We start from the raw sequence: 18371 nt of genomic DNA, 5'->3' as shown, positions 1-18371 counted from the left end.
TCGGTACCCCGGTTGGGCATGGGCAGGGCGGGCCTATATCAGCGCCATCGAAACCGTGCAGGTGAGCCTGCCGGAGATCAAGGTGTCCCCCTGGCAGGTGGAACGGATCGGGCTCTCCCTGAGAGCGGGACAATCAGCCTCGGTCTGGGTGTGGCGGGACCGGATCCGCAGTATCGCTCCCGGGGGCAAGGTCCGGAACCGGTCCGCACTGCGCCTGCACTCGTCCCGCTCACACTGCCGCGCAGGAGCGCGATCCCGTCTACATCATTTACACTTCAGGTTTTCCGGCCGTCTCAAAGCAGTACTCGTACTGCATCGGGCAATCGCTCAGCTAGTGCTGTGGCCGGGAACGTTCGCCCGGGTGAGTGATCGGTGTCAGGGTTGACCGCAACACCAGCAGTCAACCCTGAAAACCGCGATGTCCGCACCGCTCAAAGCCCGCAGACTCACCGACCCCGAGGGCCAAAAACTGCAACGCATCGTTCGCCGGGGCAGCACCAACACCGTGCGCTACCGGCGGGCGATGATCATCCTGGCCTCCTCCAGCGGCAACACCGTCCCGGTCATCGCCCGCCTGGTCGCCGCTGATGAGAAAACCGTGCGCGAGGTCATCCACGCCTGCAACACCCAAGGGCTGAGCTGCCTGGACCCTAAGTGGGCGGGAGGCCGTCCCCGCCTACTCACCCCCGACGAAGAAGACCTCGTCACCCAGACGGCCACGACCCGACCGGCCAAGCTCGGTCAGCCCTTCACCCGCTGGTCGCTGCGCAAGCTCGCCGCCTACCTGGCCCACCGCAGCGGACCGGGCCTGCGCATCGGCCGCGAGACCCTGCGCGCCCTGCTGCACCGGCACCACATCACCTTCCAACGCACCACGACCTGGAAGGACTCACCCGACCCCGACCGCGATACCAAACTCGACCGCATCGAGCACGTCATGGAGCACTTCGCCGACCGGGTCTTCGCCTTCGACGAGTTCGGGCCGCTGGGCATCCGCCCCACCGCCGGAACGGGCTGGGCCCGCAAAAGCCGCCCGGACCGGATCGCGGCCACCTACCGGCGCACGCACGGCATCACCTACTTCCACGGTTGCTACTCGGTGGGCGATGACACCTTGTGGGGCCTCAACCACCGGGGTAAAGGCGGCGCGAACACACTCACGGTGCTCAAGTCGATCCGTGCCGCCCGCCCGGACGGCGCTCCGATCTACGTGATCATGGACAACCTGTCCGCGCACAAGGGTCCCAAGATCCGCTCCTGGGCGGCCAGGAACAAGGTCGAGTTGTGTTTCACTCCTACCTACGCCTCCTGGGCCAACCCGATCGAGGCGCACTTCGGGCCGTTGCGCCAGTTCACCATCGCCAACTCCCATCACCCCAACCACACGGTCCAGACGCGGGCGCTGCATGCCTACCTGCGGTGGCGCAACGCCAACACCCGTGACCCGGACGTGCTCGCGGCCCAACGCCGAGAACGCGCCCGGGTGCGTAGCGAGAAAGGTGTTCGTTGGGGAGGCCGACCGCTATCCATCGCGGCGTGAAGGTACCCGGGTGAACGTTCCCGGCCACAGCACTAGGCAGTCGGGGGACAGTTGTTGTCCCACGCGGTAGGCGCATCGAGCAAAGGCCCGAAGTGACAACGGCAGCGCGATTCTTCTCCGCCTATCGTGGAGCCGACGAACTGTCGGCATCCGCAGTGACCTTGCTTCGTTTCCGAAGCTGGCCCAGCGCCACCCAAACCACCATGACCAGCAGGCTCACCCCCACCATGGCGTCCGCGGCCTCCGCAGGCGGCCAGACCCCGGTCACCGTGCGGTACCCGGCCACCATCACCATGACCACAGCGCACACCCCGGCGACCACCTGGATGATCGGGTTCTTGGTATGGACGAGCCACACGCCGAATGCGATCCCCACGATGGCCATGCCTACGACCACAGCCGATTCGGGAACTCCCGCCGACATGGGGTCAACCATTGCACCTCTGTATGTTCCCATTTGAAATGTCTATCACTAGCCCTTTCAAATGGGAACGAACACCAGAGGCAGAGCCCGGAAGTGGTTCACCAAGGCTCGGCGCCCGGGACGGTCTTCCGCGCTGCGCGCGCCTCCCCCTGGGGGCGAATCTGGCGGAGACCGGTGATCGAGTAGTCGGCATTCGCCATTCGCTTGTGCAAGCCCCATTGCCAGTCAACCACCGGCTCCCGGTGGGCTCGCCAAACCGATTCTCATCAGGCCGCTGTCGTCGGGGCGGACCTCATGAGCGGCGCGGCCGGAAGCCCTCTCGACGGAACAGGTGCGCAGGGCCGTCTACCCCAGGCGCCTGGCCGAGCCCGGACCGGCCCTACTGACCGACGGCGGTAGACAGGGGCCAGACGAGGACAGGCGAGGGCGCGAACCATCTCGAGAGGACAGCGGAATGCCTGCTCGACCGTGCGGGTGAGGGACTTGAGGGGTACACGGCCTACCCGCCGTGGAACGCGGTGCTCGAGACCATCAAAACAATGCCCGAGGTCGACCAGCTCCGATGGCAGCGCAGCAGGATCGCCGAAAAGGGGACGCATAGCCTTCCCCAGCCGGCCACCGGGCAAGGCCGATGGGCGACTGAGCGCGGGAGCATAACGCCGACGACGAACCTCGCCACCTGTGAGGGCTTCGCCGCGGGGCGGTGTTGATCCGATGAGGCGATTCATGCTTCTTTGGCACGCGGACCCGTCCGGGGCCTCCGGCACGGGCCAGGTCGCCACTGGCTGCGAGTTCAGCAGCAGCACCGTGTTCCTGTATTGGTCTGGCGAGCACTCGCCCACGATGACCTAGCAGTCCACCGCCAGCGTCATCGCCGTCCACGGACACCAAGCCGCGCCGGACGCGGCGGCGGTGAAGAAGAGTCCCGGGTCCACCCCCTGGACTCTTCTTCACCTTCAGCCATGCATTGATTCGTCTTTTTAATCATCATCCTTAGCCATCTATCGGATAGTCTCGTACTGGTGAACGAGTCATCTATTCGACAGGAGGCAGCATGACTGTCGGGATCTTGATGGAGAAGCCGTCCGCGGCGCGCAACGGGAGCAAGGCGTGGGGCGGGACGAAGGGCACTTTCGACGGCGTGCAGTACGTCATCGCCCACGCCAGGGGGCACCTCTACGAGTTCGTCGCCCCGGACAAGATGGTCGACCCCTCGCTGGCCGGCAAGTACAAGAACTGGGACCTGGCCAACCTCCCTTGGGATCTCGGCGACTTTTCCTGGGCCAACGAGCCGATCAAGGACACCACCCAGGTCCGCAACGACGTCAAGCAGGCCCTGTCGGGCTGCGACGAGATCGCCATCGCCACGGACTGGGACGAGTCGGGCGAGGGCGACGCCATCGCCATCAACACGCTCGTCGAGCTGGGGCTGACCGGCAAGAAGATCTCGCGGCTGCACTTCACCGACGAGTCGGAGAAGTCCCTGCAGCAGGCGTTCAAGGACCGCCGGCCGGTGCAATCGGTGTACGACCACCCGGCGTTCAAGAAGGCCCGCTTCCGCTCAATGTTCGACTTCGCCTCGATGCAGTGGTCGCGGGCGGCGACGCACGTGGCCCGTCAGTCCGGCCAGGACACGGTCCTGCGCCAGGGACGGCTGAAGTCGGCGATGGTCAAGCTCGTCGGCGACCAGCTCAAGGCCTACAACGACTACGTGAAGTGGCCCTTCTTCCAGAACCGCTTCCGCGACGAGAACGCCGTCGTCTACACCAACCCGGACGAGCCGCGCTTCGACAGGGCCGACCAAGTGCCGCAGGAGTACACCGCCTCGCCGGTGGTCAAGGACAGTGCAGAGATGAGACGGACGACTCCTCCGAAGCTGCTCGACCTCGCGGCGCTGTCGTCCATGCTCGTGAGCAAGGGCGTGAAGGCCCAGCTCACGCTCAAGACCTACCAGGCGATGTACGAGCAGCAGGTCGTGTCCTACCCGCGCACCGAGGACAAAACGATCACCCCGCAGCAGCACGCCGAGCTCGCGCCGTTGGCTGACCGGATCGCCGCAGTGGCGGGCGTGGACACCAAGCACCTGACCCACCGCGAGCCGAGGAAGACCCATGTCAAGCCGGTCGGCGCGCACGGCGCGAACCGCCCCGGCCCGAACGTGCCGTTCTCCCTCGAGGACGTCGAGCAGCGTTTCGGCACCGCCGGCCGCATCATTTATCAGACGCTGGCGAAGAACTACCTGGCCATGCTCGCCGCCGACTATGAGTACGAACAGCAGAAGGGCCACGTCGAGAAATTCCCCGACTTCAAGGGCGTCGCCAACGTGCCGAAGAAGATGGGCTGGAAGTCGGTCTTCGACCCCGACGCCGGTGACGAGGATACGGCCGGCAACGAGGACGAGTCCGCTCATGGCCTGGGCACCAGCGCCGAGCCGTACGTGCACGAGGGCGCGAACAAGTGCCCGAAGCACCCGAGCATGAAGTGGCTGATGAAGCAGCTAGAGAAGAGGGACGTCGGCACCGGCGCGACGCGGACGAGCACGTACTCCGAGGTCACCAGCGCCAAGGCGAAGAACCCGCTGCTCGTCGAGAAGGGCAAGAAGCTCACCCTGGCCTCGGCTGGCGAGATGAGCTGGCTGCTGTTGCCGGACACCCGCATCGGCGACCTGTCGCTGACCGAGGAGATCTACGCCGGCATGCGCGCCGTCGCCGAGGGCAGCGTCGATCCCGACCAACTGCTGGCCCGGGTCGCCGACTGGGTCCGCGAGGACATCGAGGTGATGACAAGGAATGCTGACGCCATGCGCGCGACGCTCGGCCTGACCAAGACCGAGGTGGTCGCCCGCGCCGAGGGCGTGTGGACCGCCGCGCCCGACGGTCCGAAGAAGGTCTCGTTCAAGAAGGTCTGGGCCGGCCACCAGTTCACCGACGACGAGATCGGCCGCCTGCTGGCCGGTGAGGAGATCTCCTTCGAGGCGATGTCCAAGGCCGGCAAGTCCTTCTCGGCCAAGGGCAGGCTCGGGCTCAGCGAGTTCAAGGGCCGACGCTACGTCGGCTTCCGGCTCAAGGTCCCCGACCGCCCTGAGGCTTGGTGCAAACGCTCGTTCTCCGAGGACGAGAAGCGGGCCTTGGAGGCTGGCCAGATCCTCGAGCTCGACGGTTTCGTCTCCAAGAACGACAAGGCCTTCTCCGCGAAGGTGAGCTGGGACGCGAAGGCGAAGCGGATCGTTCCCCACTTCGGCGACAAGAAGTCCAAGCCGCGGGTGAAGGCGCGCGCCTGATCCACCGATCGTTCGAGGTCGCTGGCCGCCCGGACGATTCGTCCGGGCGGCCAAACTCCTTTCAATGTTCTATGAATGATTCTCAATCGGCAATCCGTGCGATAGAGTTTCCGTATATGGAATTCATCTATTAATTCATTTTAATCATCGAGTAATGGGTGAGAGAGAGGTGAGCAGGCGGATGCGAACGATCGCTGAGCCGACGGCGAGAGTAGGTGCGCGGCATGCCTGAAGTCAAGAGTGCGTACAAGGTTCCGGTCAGCCTGGCCAGAGGTCTGCCGGACCACGAGATCGGTCTCGGTGGCAACAGCTGGCAGATGCGGCCGATGCCGATCAAGCAGATCGGCTTCTTCCTCGGCGGGATCATCGTCGTCGCCTGGTGCGCGACCTCGACTTTCATCGCCGATTCCGGCTCGAAGTTCATCGCGCTCTTCGTCCTGTGGTCGCTGGTCTTCGTCCTCTACATGGGCCAGCTGACCAAGACCAAGGAGCTGCGGATCACGACGGTGCCGCCGCTGCTGGCCTACCTGCCGAAGTCGGCGCGCCGGGTCTTCACCAGGCGGGACTCGAACCCATCGGGCTTCTACTCGATTGTCGGCATCGAGTCGATCGACGAGGACGGTCGGATCCACTACTCCGACGGTGGGCAGGGGCAGGTCTATCTCGTCGTCGGGTCGGCGAGCTACCTGCTCTTTGATGAAGACCGGGTCGGGATCCTCAAGCGCAACGACGACTTCTGGAAGAAGGTTGAGACGACCTGCGAGCACGTCTTCATCACGACGAAGGAGCCGCAGCGGATCTACCACCAGATGGCGAATCTTGAGCGGCGTAATCAGGCCTTGGGGATCCGGGACCCCGATCTCATCGAGCTGCAGAACGAGCAGTACGACATCCTCACCCAGCACGTCGGTGGCAAGTTCGCATCGATTCACCAATACCTGCTGCTCAAGGGCAAGAGCGAGGACGCGCTGCGCCGCGGACACACGATCCTCCAGGCCGAGGTCGAGAACAGCGATTTGATGATCAAGGAAGCCACGATGCTCGACCGCGAAGAGGCCCAGCCGATGCTGCGGGTCTTCTACTCCGGAATCGATGACCAGCTCACTCCCACCGCGACCTGAGCGATACCCCCTCCCCAACGAGACGACGAAGTAAGGATGCGGACGAACCATGGCGCTGTTCATGAAGAGCAGGAAGCAGCTGGGTATCCCGGCCGAGGCCGAGCCGGAGACCGAGCCGAGCCAACCGGTCGACGGGCCCGAGCCCCAGATGACGACCGCCACGCGGCGCGGCTTGCTCGGCTGGTGGGCCCGACGGCAGGAGGAGCGACAACTGGCCGGATCCTACTTCTTTTACCCGCACCTCATGGCGCTCAAGCCCAAGGAGCGCTACCTCTTCCGCTCGGACTACGTCGAGGTCGACTCCTCGGTCGCCTGCGTCCTCGGCTACTTTCACGACGACGCCTCGCACGACGCCTTCGCCCCGTTCTGGGGTATCGACAGGATCCCGTCGGGGCTCGACGAGCGGGTCACGGCGGTCGTGCTCGAGCAGGTCGTGCGCAAGGACGACAAGTGGATTGACCAGTACACCAAGCAGTCGGAGAAGCTCGACTCCCTCGAGACCAGCGAGCAGGAAGCCTCGGGCACGACCTCCTCGAAGCGCAAGGCCGCCAAGGCCTCGGCCGACCGCGAGGCGATCATCGGCGAGCTCCAGGATGGAGCAGCGTACCTGCACGTGCACAACCGCCTCTTTCTCAAGGCACCGGACCTGGAGACCCTCGAGGACACCATTGATCGGGTCACGCGCCTCTACATCGACCGCTTCGGCACTCTCAAGGCTGCGGCCTACGTCGGCGAGCAGCGCCAGGAGCTGTCGGGCCTGTTCAAGAACAACGACAAGAAGCGCGGCAAGGGCTTCCATTACACCTCGACCGAGTTCGCCGGCTCCTACTCACTGGTGACCAACGGGCTCAACGACAAGGACGGAGAGTACGTCGGATTCATGGTCGGAGACGTTAATTCCTCGGCCGTGCTCATGGGTGTCAATGACTACGCCCACCACGTCGTCGTCGCCGACTCGACGCTGTCGGAGTACCTCGACCGCGAGCGGGTGTCGAACATGTGGTGCTCGAAGCTGTCTCAGGCGACGATGCTCGACAACGGCCGCGCCGTCCACCTCGTCCTCGACGGGGCCAAGATGGACAAGCTCGGGCCGGCGTTCGAGCGCCTGACCGCCCGCGTCGACCTCAACTCCGGCGAAGTGAACATGTTCGAGATGTTCGGTGAGGAGAAGGACGAGCTGGCGATCTTCTCCACGCACATGGAGAAGCTCAAGCTCATGTTCGAGCAGCTCTACGAGTCCTCGGACGGGGCGGTGGCCTCGATTATCAGGGGCAACCTCGAGCGAATCGCCACGGACTTCTACATCGACCAGGGCATGTGGCGCGAGAACGCCCAGTACATGCGCAAGAAGCTGCGTGTGGTCGGCATTGACCACACACATGTGCCGAAGCTGCAGCTGTTCGTGTCCTATCTCGACATGGCGCACAAGCGCCTGCTGGCCTCGGACAAAAGCGACCCCGACCAGCTCCGGGCGCTCAACCTGCTCCAGACCATCGGACAGACGATGCTCTCGACCAACGGTGACCTGTTCAATAACGCCACGGCTGCCGCGATCGACGGGGTCCACGACGCCCGCCGGGTGCTCTACGACTTCTCGCGGCTGATGACGCGCGGGCGCGGCGTGGCCATGGCCCAGTTGGTCAATATCGTCGGCTTCGCCGTGGCCGAGCTCGGCGTAGGCGACACCGTGATCATTCACGGGGCAGACCTCATCGACGACCGGGTGAAGACGTACATCACCGAGCAGTTCGAGCACCTCTTCGACCGGGGAGGGCGTGTCGTCTACAGCTACAACGACGTCGACAAGATGCTCTCGGACTCGAAGTTCAACAAGTTCGACGCCGCCGACTACACCGTGCTAGGGCCGATGCGTGACTCGACGGTGCTCGAATACCAGAAGCAGCTGGCTCAGCAGATCCCCCGCGACCTTGCCAACCTCATCACGATCCGCGGCGAGAGTCTGTCGTATCTGCGCCGCGGCGTGACGAATGTTGTCTTCCACCTCGACCTGGCCCTGGGGATCAACCCCTACCGGGAGGCCCAGCGGCGCAAGGTCCGCCTCGAGGCGGCCCGGGCCGAGGAGGCCGAGCGGATGGCCCAGATCCTCGACGACGAACCGACGCCGGGTGCGAATCTCACGTCATTGGGGAACAATAGAAATGACAATTCAGATGATGAATTGAATGACGGCTCGTCCGGGGATCGGAAGACGAAGCCGGCCGCTGGGCTCACCAAGAAGGCCCCACGCCGCGGCACGGCGAAGAGGGGCAAGCGGACGAAGCTGGCCAAGAAATGAGCAGAGGGGAATCGGTGGAACGGATGGGCACGGCGATCACGCGCGCGCGAGGCGGGTTCGGCAGCGTCCTGCTCCGGCCGGGGTGGATCAGGGTCGTCGTCGGCGTGCTCCTCGTCGTGCTCGCCGCACCCCTCTTGTTCGGTCTCCTTGGCGGCTCCACGGCTTTCGCCGACGACAACGCCTCGGAGGAGGAGGACAACTACAGCTTGTATCAGCTCGCGTCCAACGGCGCGGGCTACTTCTCTGACTCCAACGAGCCCGGCGAGAGCCTCGGCGGGGCGTGGGAGGATATCGCCGAGTCCGATCCGGGGGCCGCGGGCTCCCTGCTCGGCTACGGCGACCCGACAGTTTCGCAGTTCAAACGCTGGCTCTCGGCCGGGTTGTCGGGCTCGACGCAGACGATCACGCACCAGACGCTGAGCCAGGGGGGCGACGCCTTCCTCGCCTACGGCCAGTTCGGGGCGGCCAACAAGGACCTGGGCTTCGACTCGATGTCAAGCGGGGTCATCGGTGACATCATCGGTGGCTTCGCGGGGTCGGTGATGTGGGCCTGCTACGGCGTGGCTCTGCTCATATCAGGACTCTTCTTCGCCTTCATCGAGCTGCTCAAGTTCCTCAACCCCTTCGCGTGGTTCTACACGGCCGTCGCCGACGTGACCACCGCCGAGGGAACGAGCGGGGGTTACCAGCAGGGCCTGGCCGACGGGATGCTCAACTGCGAGTCGGGCGGCGACTGCGGGCCTCCCGGCGCGTTCTCGGGAATCGCGACCTTCATCGGCGAGTGGTACGGCACGCTCGTCGACCTGTCGTGGAACTTCCTCGTCCCACTCTTCCTCGGCTTCCTCCTCATCGGCCTCGTGCTGTTCAAGAAGATGGATCGCGGCTCGGCGATCAAGAAGTTCGTCGTACGCATCCTCTTCCTCGGCCTCGGCCTGCCGATCTTCGGATCGATGTACACCGCCGTCCTCGACGGCTTCTCTGAATCCGAGGTCGACGCCTCGGCCGGTGCCACCCAGGTCGTCCTATCCAACTACGTCGATTTCAACGCCTGGGCGATGAACTCCCGCCTGCTCGTGCCCGAGGACGCGATCATCGGCTGGAACGAGGGAAAGGGGCAGGCCGACCCGAAGTCGACGATGTCGGCGCGGAGCTCGGCGCTGGCGATCAACATCGTCTCCCACCCGGCCTACCGCGACGCCGGCTGGGACACCGGAGGCGTGTCCGACAATGCGGAGGACGCGTGGAAGGACGCCTCGAACGTCGACCTCACCCAGGAGGAGCCGGGCTCGTGGCAGCAGGTGGCCACGACGCTGGACATCCTCAACCGCTACATCAGCGGGCAGGAGACGCCGGCCTCAGACTTCGAGTCGGGTGTGAAGAGCTGGTTGTCGGAGAACGCCGACGAGGACGTCAAGGAGGACTGGTTCAATAACACGGGCAGCTACGGCGACGTTGAGCGATTCGGCGACGAGGACGACCCGGAGGCCTCCGGGGCCCCGATGATCTCGACCCAGGGCGAGGGCCTGCAGTCGGAGGTCTCCGACGGTGTGCGGACGTTCACGACGAAAAATCAGGAGGACTCGGCCAAGACCTGCGGCTTCATGGTCACGACCAACAACGGCGAGGACCCGGCGAAGTGCAGCATGTCGCCCCTGTCGATGTACAACTATCTCAACAGCTCGTTCTCCTCAGATAGCCTCACTTCGTTCAGCTCGGAGAACGCGATGTCGGGCCTCGTGCGCGAGAACCACTCCTCGGTGAGCCAGGTCGGCTCGGGACCGGCGTCGTTCATGTACTGGGCCAACACCGTCACGCTGTTGGGCAGCATTTGCCTGCTGGGCATCTGGTACGCCTTCGGCATGGTCATCGGCGCACTCAAGCGGACCTTCTCGCTGATCGCGGCAATCCCGTTCGCCACTCTGGGCGCGATCGCGGCGATCAGCAAGGTGATCATTTACTCGGTGGCAATGATCCTCGAAGTCATCCTCACGATCTTCCTCTATCAGCTCGTCTCACGGTTGATCATCGGCGTGCCGTCGATCGCCTCTGGACCCCTGACGAACCTCGTGACTGTGAACGGACTCCTGTCCACGCTCGGCCTGGGGCCGGTGGCGGTGGTCGTCCTCACCTTCCTGTCCACGCTGCTCATTATCGCCGTGACGTTCATCCTCCTGCGCGTGCGCAAGACCGTACTCCAGGCCCTGGACGAGGCCGTGACGAAGCTCGTCGACAAGTTCCTCGAGACCGACACCGCGCCGAAGGCGAAACAGGGCGGTCCCATGCAGGCCGCAGCCGGGGGCCTCGGCGCCGGCGCGGGCATGGCGGCGGGCAACAAGCTCGCCCAGGCCACCGGCGGCAAGCTCGGCGGACTGAAGAAGCCCAACGGCAACGGCCAGCCCGGCCCCGGCGGAGGAGACACGAACAAACCCAACGCCGGCGGGATCCCGAGCAACGCCCAGCTCGAGGGCGGCAATGTCAAAGCCCTCAAGTCAGGCCAACCCGGTCCCGGGGAGCCGGGCCCCGGGACCAAGAGATCACCTCAGGGTGGCCCGGGCACCTTCAACGGGTCGAGGTCATCGTCGAACGAGCACAACTCGGCCGGTCAGCTGGAGCAGTCGCAGCAGAACACGAAGGGAGGACCACTGCAGCTGCCCGGCGCGCCTCCGGGATCGGCCCAGGAGGACAAGGCCAAGGCCGAAGGTATTGCTCGGCAGGGAGGCCTGTCGAGGCTGGGCTTCGACACGAAGGACCAGAAGAAGGCCGAGATCCCCGACGGCGGCGTGACGACCGGCGACGTCGCGGGCTCAGACCCGGATCAGATGCCCGGCGGCAAGAGCCGGGTCATCCAGGGCGAGATCATCTCCCATCCTGGAGGCCACAGGTCGAAGGGCGTCGATCCCAGCGCAGACCAGACGAACTTCTCCGGCTCGAACCCCGGCGACCAGCAGGCCCGATCAACATCTCACCCAGGCAGCAGGACCGGCGTTACCTCGATCCCGACGCGGTTCGACGCGCAGGTCGGCCCCGGGGACCATGCGGGGACCCCGGGCATCAAGCCGAGTCCGAAGGCCCCGCGCCTCAGCGGGGCGATCCCGCTGCCGGCCGGTCCGCCCCCCGCTGCGTCAACCGAACCCGCGGCCGCGACACCGATGGCACCGTCGGGCACCGATACCACGGCGATCGGCGGGCCGAGCACCGCCAGTGGTGCCCCCGGAGGCAACGGGTTCTCGCATCGGTACCAGAGGTCGGGGATCCAGGCGTCCCCCGGCCAGAGGACCAAGCAGCCTAGGGACCGCGAGATCACGGAGCGCCCGAGGCCGGTCAATCGACCGGACGGCTCGTAGGAGCCGATCGGATGAGGTCTCCCCCCGCAGGGGAGGCGGTCGATACGACCGCCTCCCCTGCCTGCTGCCAGGAGGTGCGATGGGCCTGAAGACGGGACTGCGCAACGAGTTCCCCCGCGGCCGGTGGCGCTCGGCGTCGTGGTGGCTGGCGGGTCTGTGGGAGATCGACCTGGGCATCGTGGCCGTCGTAGCCACCGCCGCCCTGCTGCCCTGGGCGGTGCGCGGACTACGCTCGCGGGACGAGCCGGAGGCGCTGTCGGTCTTCGATCGATGCTTCAAGGGCTGCCTGGCCGGACTCGTCGCCCATCTCGCCGGTCTCCTCGGCCTGGCGGTGCTCGACCTGCGCGGCGAGCTGATGGCAGTGCTGGCGCTCCCCCTCATCCTGGCCGCAGCGTGGTCCTCGGCAAACGCGGCGACAGCGGGCCTGGCCCTGTTCCTCGTCGCCCGCTCGCGGTGGGCCAGGCAGGCGGAGTGGTCGGTCATCGGCTTCGTCGCCGCACGGGCACCGCGCTACGGCCGACCCCCGGAGACAATCGAAGAGTACGAGGCCGAGCAGCTGCGGGAGAGGTAGAGGAGGCGTGAAGAAACCCCGTGAGCCCTGGACTCACGGGGTCTTCGTCGTCGCGGGCGGTGTCAATCGCACTCTTCGGCCCGATGCTTGTCAAGCATGACCTTGCCGGCATCGCTGCCCCCGCGGACGTAGGCCTTGTCGCCGAGGGTGATCGTGTCGTCGGTCGTGCTCAGCGCCTCGGTCCCGGTGCGTTCATTGCGCTCGTCGTCGCCGATGGTGATCCAGGTGATCTGCGACTGATCGTCGCTGAACTGCCCCGTCGACTCGACGTCGGCCTTGGTGTAGACCGCGTCGCACTTGTACTCGTTGTGCGTGACGTCGTCGCCGTTGACCACCAGCTGGCCGAGGTTGGACGTGCCGTTGACGTCCTCGGCGTAATAGGTGCCGTCGAGGCCACCGCCGCCCGAGCAGGCGGCGAGAGAGAAGCCGAGACCGACCAGGACCGCGCTGACAGCGGTGAACCTGGTCCGTGCGGTGGTCCTGGTGATCATCATGGTCTTCGTCCTTGTCTGTCGGGGCGATGGGGAGTCAGCTCTGGTGCAATCGCTCCAAGACTCGCGCCCACGCCCGGAAGCCAAAGCTGGACCAAAGACTATACACATGATTGTCTGATCCACCCCCGCCCCCATCGACACAGGCAGTACTTGCTACTCCAATTGCCTCAGAGATCGTGTACCACTTGGGCATTGATTGACTGAGAATCCTCGACTGAACTGGGGGTTCATCGGGATTCACACTGTGTCTGATCTACGGTAGGCCGAGCACTCACAGTCTCAGACGAGAGTTGATGGAGTACTGGATGCAGGTCATCGTGTCGGCCCTCCCCTTGGCGGACACAACGATGAGCGTCGACCCGGCATGCAGGAAGCCCCTGGAGCCAGAGCGGCCGGGGGCTTCGTCAGTGTCGTGGGCGAGTTGTTGTTAGGCGACGCGGTGCTCGCGCAACCACGTGTCGAGATCGTCGATGAGATAGACGACGCGCGATCCGATGCGGACATAGGCCGGGCCGTCACCGGTCACGCGCCACTTCTTCAGCGTTCCATACGAGAGCCCGGTGTAGTGTGCGGCTTCTTCGGTAGGCAGGGCAGCACGGTCGGTTCTCACGGTGGTCGTACGTCGGCTCGTGGTGGACCGACCCGTGGTGGACCGACCCGCTGCGGTGGGCATCGTAGGTTCTCTCTTTCGTCTTTGGCACCGATCCACTCCGGTGCACGTGTCGGACAGTCTATCCGAATAATGATTAATAGACCACTCATGTAGTGAGTTATACGTGATTTAGATAAGCACTCATTGGTGATTATGCGTCACGCGTGGCCCATGCAGAGGCGGCAGCAGCCGATGTTTACACTGACCCAATGACACGCGCGACGACAAGCAAGCTGGCTCCGGGGGAGCACACTGCCGAACGCTCGACCCCGAGACAGCTGGCCGACGGTACGTATCGGATGACCTGGACGCTGGTCCATCGCGATGGACGCAAGGAGCGGAAGGATTCCTACGGCGCGACCAAGGGCGAGACCCGGCGCAAGGCGAAGCGTAAGGCCGAGGAGCTGTTGCGCACGGGCGGCGGTGCCTGGCGTCTGTCAGACCAGCTGTCGGACTATATCGACAAGGTGACCCGGCCGGCACTCGAGAAGGCCAAGCTCGAGGACCTGAGCCGGGAGAAATACGAGGCGGGGTTACGGTTCCTCCTCGGAGACTGCGCGAAGTGCAAGGGCAAGCGCCACCAGCATGGGTTTAACCGGCACACCATCGGGTCGGGCACGACCCCTCGAGCCCTCGAGGAGACCCTCACAGAGATCGCCCAGCTGCACGGCCTGTCCACGGCGAAGTCGTGCCGCACGGTGTGGAACAAGTACATCGCTAAGCGCCTCGTCCTCGACGGGATGATGGACTTCAACCCCGTGATGGAAGCACGCCTGACCGACCTGACCGGCGTCGAGAGGCCGCAGAGGAAGCGCGGGGGTCGAGCTCTCATGCGCCAGGAGTACGAGCTCACGCTGCAGTGGCTCCTCGATGCCGATCCCACCGACTGGCCGGTTTCGCACAAGAAGTACGGGTGGATATGGCGCCCTGAGCTCCAGGTCGCCACCTTCCTCACCAGCATCGACATGACCCTGCTTCAGGCGACCACCGGGCTACGGCAGAGCGAAGGTCGTCTGGTCGACTGGTCCATGGCGCACGTTTCCGGCAACGGGGTCCTGAGCATCGACGTACCGGAGCACGTGGCCAAGGGCGGCCACCCGCGTGTCGTCCTGGTCCTTGATCAACGGGTGGCCGAGCGACTTCTCAAGCGCCGTGATGAGCAGGGTGGCGAAGGGTTCATCGTCGGTGCGCCGATGGATCCTCTGAAGCCCTGGCATCGACAGAGGTGCGGTCAGGTGTGCCGGAAGCTCTACATGCGCATGGCCAAGGCGACCAGGATCGCACTGTTCGAAGAGCAGCGCTCGCACCTGTGGCGCACGACGTTGCGCTCGTTCTTCGTGGGTCAGGTATCTGAGGCGGTACTCAACTCCCAGTTCGGCCACTCGACCAAAGTCGCTAACCTCTACTACACCGATGCCTCCGACCTCAACGGCCTCGCCCAGGCAGCCAAGCTGGTCGACGATGAGTAGCGTCGGCCGCTGGAGAGTCCCGCACAGTACCGCGCAATATCCCGCACAGTGTGAGTAACGTGCGCCCACCCGGAGCACCTCCGGTCACCCTAGAATCACATGATGACTGAATCACTATGTGGGGATCACATCACTCGGACCGAGCCGAGGCATGCTCGATAGCAATTCAGACAGCGTCCGGACGAGGCGTTCCGATGCAGAAAAAAGCTCTCTGACCTGCGGATATGCAGGCCAGAGAGCGTGATTCAGACGATCAGACGTTGAAGCCCAGCATGCGCAGCTGGTCCCGACCATCGTCGGTGATCTTGTCCGGACCCCACGGCGGCATCCAGACCCAGTTGATCTTGACTTCGCGATCGAACTCGTCCAAGGCGCTGTTGGTCTGGTCCTCGATGACGTCCGTCAGCGGGCAGGCAGCGCTGGTCAGGGTCATGTCCAGGGTGATCGACTTGTCGTCGGCGTTCACCCCGTACAACAGCCCCAGGTCGACGATGTTCACCCCGAGCTCGGGGTCGATCACGTCCTTGAGGGCCTCACCGACCTCCTCGGCGAACGCCTCCTGCTCAGGGGAGAGCGGAGTTGCCTCGGGCTGCTCGGCGGTCTCGGTCGTCGTGCTCTCGTTGTCGCTCATTCAGGAGCCTTCCTTCTCGAAGGACTGCGATACCGCGTCCTTCCAGGCCATCCACCCCAACAGGGCGCACTTGATCCGGGCCGGGTACTTGGACACACCGACGAACGCCACCGCGTCCTCCAGTACGTCCTCGTCGGGTTCACCCTTGCCCTTGGACTGCATCATCTCGCTGAAGGCGTCCAGGGTCCGCATCCCCTCGGCCACCGACTTCCCGATGAGGAGGTCGGTGAGCACGGAGGTGCTGGCCTGGCTGATCGAACAGCCCATCCCATCATAGGAGACGTCGCTGATGACCGCCTTCTCGTCCAGTTCCGCACCATCGGTGGCCGGAGTCAACGCCACGCGGAGCGTCACCTCATCCCCGCACGTGGGGTTGATGTGATGCGCCTCGGCGTTGTGCGGGTCCCGCAGGCCTTTGCGGTGCGGGTTCCGGTAGTGGTCCAGGATGATCTCCTGGTACATCGCGTCCAACTGCATGGTCAGGCAGAATCCTCGTTCCTAGGCCCGGGTTCCGAAGAACCTCTGGGCGGCCCGGATGGCCTCCACGAGCGCTTCGACATCCTCCACCGTGTTGTAGAGGTAGAAGGAGGCGCGCGTGGTCGCGACGATGCCGAGCTTACGGTGCAGTGGCCAGGCGCAGTGGTGGCCCACCCGCACCTCGACCCCCTTGTCGTCCAGGACCTGGCCCAGGTCGTGCGGGTGGATGTCGTCCACCACGAACGACACCGCGCCGCCCCGGTCCACGGCCTCCGTCGGACCGACGATCCGCACACCCTCGATCGCCCCCACCAGCTTGAGCGCGTACTCGGTGAGTTCGTGCTCGTGCGCGGCGACGCGGTCCATGCCCACCTTCGACAGGTAGTCACAGGCCGCGGCCAGACCGACGGCCTGCGGGGCCATCGGCACACCGGCCTCGAACCGCTGAGGTGGGTCGGCCCAGGTGGAGTGGCTCATGTGCACCACGCCGATCATCGAACCACCGCTGATGAACGGCGGCATGGCGGCGAGGAGCTCCCTGCGCCCCCAGAGCACGCCGATCCCGTTGGGACCGAGCATCTTGTGCCCGGAGAAGGCCAGGAAGTCGACGTCCAACGCCGCGACGTCGACCGGCATGTGCGGCACCGACTGACAGGCGTCCAGCAGCACCATGGCGCCGACCTCTCGGGCCCGCGCGGTGATGGTGGCGACCGGGTTGACGGTGCCCACCACGTTGGACTGATGCGCGAACGCCACCAGCTTCGTGCGTTCGTTGACCAGCTCGTTCAGGTCCGACAGGTCCAGACGACCCTCGTCGGTCACCGAGAACCAGCGCAGCGTCGCACCGGTGCGCTGACACAGCTGCTGCCAGGGCACCAGATTGGCGTGGTGCTCCATCTCGGTGACGACGATCTCGTCGCCCGGACCCACCTGGAACCGACGGAGGCCCTCCTCGGCCGTGGCGGCGTTGCTCATCGCGTACGCGACCAGGTTGACCGCCTCGGTGGCGTTCTTGGTGAACACCACCTCGTCGGAGTCGGCCCCGATGAACGACGCGATGGTCTCTCGGGCCGACTCGTAGGCGTCGGTGGCCTCCTCCGCGAGCTGGTGCGCTCCCCGGTGCACCGCCGCGTTGTGGCGTTCGTAGAACTCACGCTCGGCGTCCAGCACCTGCCGGGGTTTTTGCGAGGTAGCCCCGGAGTCGAGGTACACCAACGGGCGCTCGTCACGGACGGTCCGGGAGAGGATCGGGAAGTCCTCCCGGATCGCCGCGACGTCGAGCCGTTCCAGCTCGCGATCATTCATGTGTTACGCGCCCGCCTTCACAAAACGCTCGTAGCCCTCGGACTCCAGCACCTGCGCCAGCTCGGGGCCGCCGGACTCGGCGATGCGCCCCTCGGCGAAGACGTGCACGAAGTCGGGCTTCACGTAGTTGAGGATCCGGGTGTAGTGCGTGATGAGCATGACACCCAGGTCGCTCGCGGTGTGGGCGCGGTTGATGCCCTCGGAGACGACCTTGAGCGCGTCGACGTCCAGGCCGGAGTCGGTCTCGTCCAAGATGGCGACCTTGGGCTTGAGCAGCTCCAGCTGGAGGATCTCGTGCCGCTTCTTCTCACCACCGGAGAAGCCCTCGTTGACGCCGCGGGCGGCGAAGGAGGAGTCGATGGAGAGGTTCTTCATGGCGCCCTGGAGCTCCTTGGAGAACTGACGGAGCTTGGGGGCCTCGCCGCGCACGGAAGTGACCGAGCTGCGCAGGAAGTTGGACATGGACACGCCCGGAACCTCGACCGGGTACTGCATGGCCAGGAACACACCGGCGCGGGCCCGCTCGTCCACCTCCATGTCGAGGACGTTCTCGCCGTCGAGGAGGACCTCGCCCTCGGTGATCTCGTAGCGGGGGTGACCCGCGATCGCGTAGGCGAGGGTGGACTTGCCGGAGCCGTTGGGGCCCATGATGGCGTGGGTCTCACCGGAGTTGATGGTGAGGTCGACGCCCTTGAGGATCTCGCGTCGCTCGTCCTCACCGATGAGGACGTCGGCGCGCAGACCGCGGATTTCGAACTTCGTCATTT

At 65.2% G+C, this 18371-nt stretch carries 14 protein-coding genes; 7 read left to right on the top strand and 7 right to left on the bottom strand.

The window, feature by feature from the left end; all coding sequences use genetic code 11:
• Positions 1-418: 418 nt before the first annotated feature.
• Complete coding sequence (locus tag BQ8420_RS15075; protein ID WP_087099582.1) at positions 419-1540, top strand: IS630 family transposase; 1122 nt, start codon at positions 419-421, stop codon at positions 1538-1540.
• Between the two features lie 121 nt (positions 1541-1661).
• Here BQ8420_RS15075 and BQ8420_RS15070 read toward each other — a convergent pair whose 3' ends face one another.
• Positions 1662-1976 carry a hypothetical protein gene (locus BQ8420_RS15070; protein ID WP_087099580.1) on the bottom strand — a complete coding sequence of 105 codons (315 nt, stop codon included), beginning with the start codon at positions 1974-1976 and terminating at the stop codon, positions 1662-1664.
• Between the two features lie 1042 nt (positions 1977-3018).
• On the opposite strand from BQ8420_RS15070, the gene BQ8420_RS15060 reads away from it, so the two are divergent.
• From BQ8420_RS15060 to BQ8420_RS15040, 5 genes are all read left to right on the top strand, one after another.
• Positions 3019-5244 (top strand): DNA topoisomerase, encoded by a 2226-nt coding sequence (locus BQ8420_RS15060; RefSeq protein ID WP_087099576.1) that lies wholly within the window; start codon positions 3019-3021, stop codon positions 5242-5244.
• Positions 5245-5468: 224 nt separating this feature from the next.
• Positions 5469-6365, top strand: a complete 897-nt coding sequence (locus BQ8420_RS15055; protein ID WP_087099574.1) for a hypothetical protein — start codon at positions 5469-5471, stop codon at positions 6363-6365.
• A 49-nt stretch (positions 6366-6414) separates the two neighbouring features.
• Positions 6415-8661: a hypothetical protein gene (locus BQ8420_RS15050; RefSeq protein WP_200815947.1), complete on the top strand. Its 2247-nt coding sequence runs from the start codon at positions 6415-6417 to the stop codon at positions 8659-8661.
• Between the two features lie 23 nt (positions 8662-8684).
• Positions 8685-12005 (top strand): hypothetical protein, encoded by a 3321-nt coding sequence (locus tag BQ8420_RS15045; protein WP_143847297.1) that lies wholly within the window; start codon positions 8685-8687, stop codon positions 12003-12005.
• A gap of 79 nt (positions 12006-12084) precedes the next feature.
• The gene (locus BQ8420_RS15040; RefSeq protein WP_087099571.1) at positions 12085-12576 is read left to right on the top strand and encodes a hypothetical protein; all 492 of its coding nucleotides are present in this window, start codon (positions 12085-12087) and stop codon (positions 12574-12576) included.
• Positions 12577-12638: 62 nt separating this feature from the next.
• On the opposite strand, the gene BQ8420_RS15035 is transcribed toward BQ8420_RS15040, so the two are convergent.
• Positions 12639-13070 (bottom strand): hypothetical protein, encoded by a 432-nt coding sequence (locus tag BQ8420_RS15035; RefSeq protein WP_087099569.1) that lies wholly within the window; start codon positions 13068-13070, stop codon positions 12639-12641.
• A gap of 427 nt (positions 13071-13497) precedes the next feature.
• A complete protein-coding gene (locus tag BQ8420_RS15030) occupies positions 13498-13680 on the bottom strand; it encodes an AlpA family transcriptional regulator (protein ID WP_200815946.1) in 183 nt (60 codons plus the stop codon).
• Between the two features lie 251 nt (positions 13681-13931).
• Between BQ8420_RS15030 and BQ8420_RS15025 the strand changes: the two genes are divergently transcribed.
• Positions 13932-15191: a hypothetical protein gene (locus BQ8420_RS15025; protein ID WP_160049320.1), complete on the top strand. Its 1260-nt coding sequence runs from the start codon at positions 13932-13934 to the stop codon at positions 15189-15191.
• Between the two features lie 253 nt (positions 15192-15444).
• Here the strand turns inward: BQ8420_RS15025 and BQ8420_RS15020 are convergent, their stop codons facing one another.
• Genes BQ8420_RS15020 through sufC form a run of 4 tightly spaced genes read right to left on the bottom strand, consistent with a single transcriptional unit; the run spans position 15445 to position 18369 of the window.
• Positions 15445-15822: a metal-sulfur cluster assembly factor gene (locus BQ8420_RS15020; protein ID WP_087099563.1), complete on the bottom strand. Its 378-nt coding sequence runs from the start codon at positions 15820-15822 to the stop codon at positions 15445-15447.
• Positions 15823-16299, bottom strand: a complete 477-nt coding sequence (sufU, locus tag BQ8420_RS15015) for a Fe-S cluster assembly sulfur transfer protein SufU (protein ID WP_087099560.1) — start codon at positions 16297-16299, stop codon at positions 15823-15825.
• Positions 16300-16320: 21 nt separating this feature from the next.
• Positions 16321-17604 (bottom strand): cysteine desulfurase, encoded by a 1284-nt coding sequence (locus tag BQ8420_RS15010; RefSeq protein ID WP_087099558.1) that lies wholly within the window; start codon positions 17602-17604, stop codon positions 16321-16323.
• Between the two features lie 3 nt (positions 17605-17607).
• Positions 17608-18369 (bottom strand): Fe-S cluster assembly ATPase SufC, encoded by a 762-nt coding sequence (gene sufC, locus BQ8420_RS15005; RefSeq protein ID WP_087099556.1) that lies wholly within the window; start codon positions 18367-18369, stop codon positions 17608-17610.
• Between the last annotated feature and the right edge of the window lie 2 nt (positions 18370-18371).

It is taken from the genome of Nocardiopsis sp. JB363, assembly GCF_900143625.1.
GTDB lineage: Bacteria > Actinomycetota > Actinomycetes > Streptosporangiales > Streptosporangiaceae > Nocardiopsis.
The sequence above is the reverse complement of the archived record's forward strand: the minus strand, read 5'-3'. Positions and strand labels throughout refer to the sequence as shown.

What these genes read in the sequence shown, in the direction of transcription:
- BQ8420_RS15075 (WP_087099582.1), top strand. Translation starts at nt 419, where the DNA reads ATGTCCGCACCGCTCAAAGCCCGCAGACTCACCGACCCCGAGGGCCAA.
- BQ8420_RS15070 (WP_087099580.1), bottom strand. Translation starts at nt 1,976, where the DNA reads ATGGTTGACCCCATGTCGGCGGGAGTTCCCGAATCGGCTGTGGTCGTA.
- BQ8420_RS15060 (WP_087099576.1), top strand. Translation starts at nt 3,019, where the DNA reads ATGACTGTCGGGATCTTGATGGAGAAGCCGTCCGCGGCGCGCAACGGG.
- BQ8420_RS15055 (WP_087099574.1), top strand. Translation starts at nt 5,469, where the DNA reads ATGCCTGAAGTCAAGAGTGCGTACAAGGTTCCGGTCAGCCTGGCCAGA.
- BQ8420_RS15050 (WP_200815947.1), top strand. Translation starts at nt 6,415, where the DNA reads ATGGCGCTGTTCATGAAGAGCAGGAAGCAGCTGGGTATCCCGGCCGAG.
- BQ8420_RS15045 (WP_143847297.1), top strand. Translation starts at nt 8,685, where the DNA reads ATGGGCACGGCGATCACGCGCGCGCGAGGCGGGTTCGGCAGCGTCCTG.
- BQ8420_RS15040 (WP_087099571.1), top strand. Translation starts at nt 12,085, where the DNA reads ATGGGCCTGAAGACGGGACTGCGCAACGAGTTCCCCCGCGGCCGGTGG.
- BQ8420_RS15035 (WP_087099569.1), bottom strand. Translation starts at nt 13,070, where the DNA reads ATGATGATCACCAGGACCACCGCACGGACCAGGTTCACCGCTGTCAGC.
- BQ8420_RS15025 (WP_160049320.1), top strand. Translation starts at nt 13,932, where the DNA reads ATGACACGCGCGACGACAAGCAAGCTGGCTCCGGGGGAGCACACTGCC.
- BQ8420_RS15020 (WP_087099563.1), bottom strand. Translation starts at nt 15,822, where the DNA reads ATGAGCGACAACGAGAGCACGACGACCGAGACCGCCGAGCAGCCCGAG.
- sufU (WP_087099560.1), bottom strand. Translation starts at nt 16,299, where the DNA reads ATGCAGTTGGACGCGATGTACCAGGAGATCATCCTGGACCACTACCGG.
- BQ8420_RS15010 (WP_087099558.1), bottom strand. Translation starts at nt 17,604, where the DNA reads ATGAATGATCGCGAGCTGGAACGGCTCGACGTCGCGGCGATCCGGGAG.
- sufC (WP_087099556.1), bottom strand. Translation starts at nt 18,369, where the DNA reads ATGACGAAGTTCGAAATCCGCGGTCTGCGCGCCGACGTCCTCATCGGT.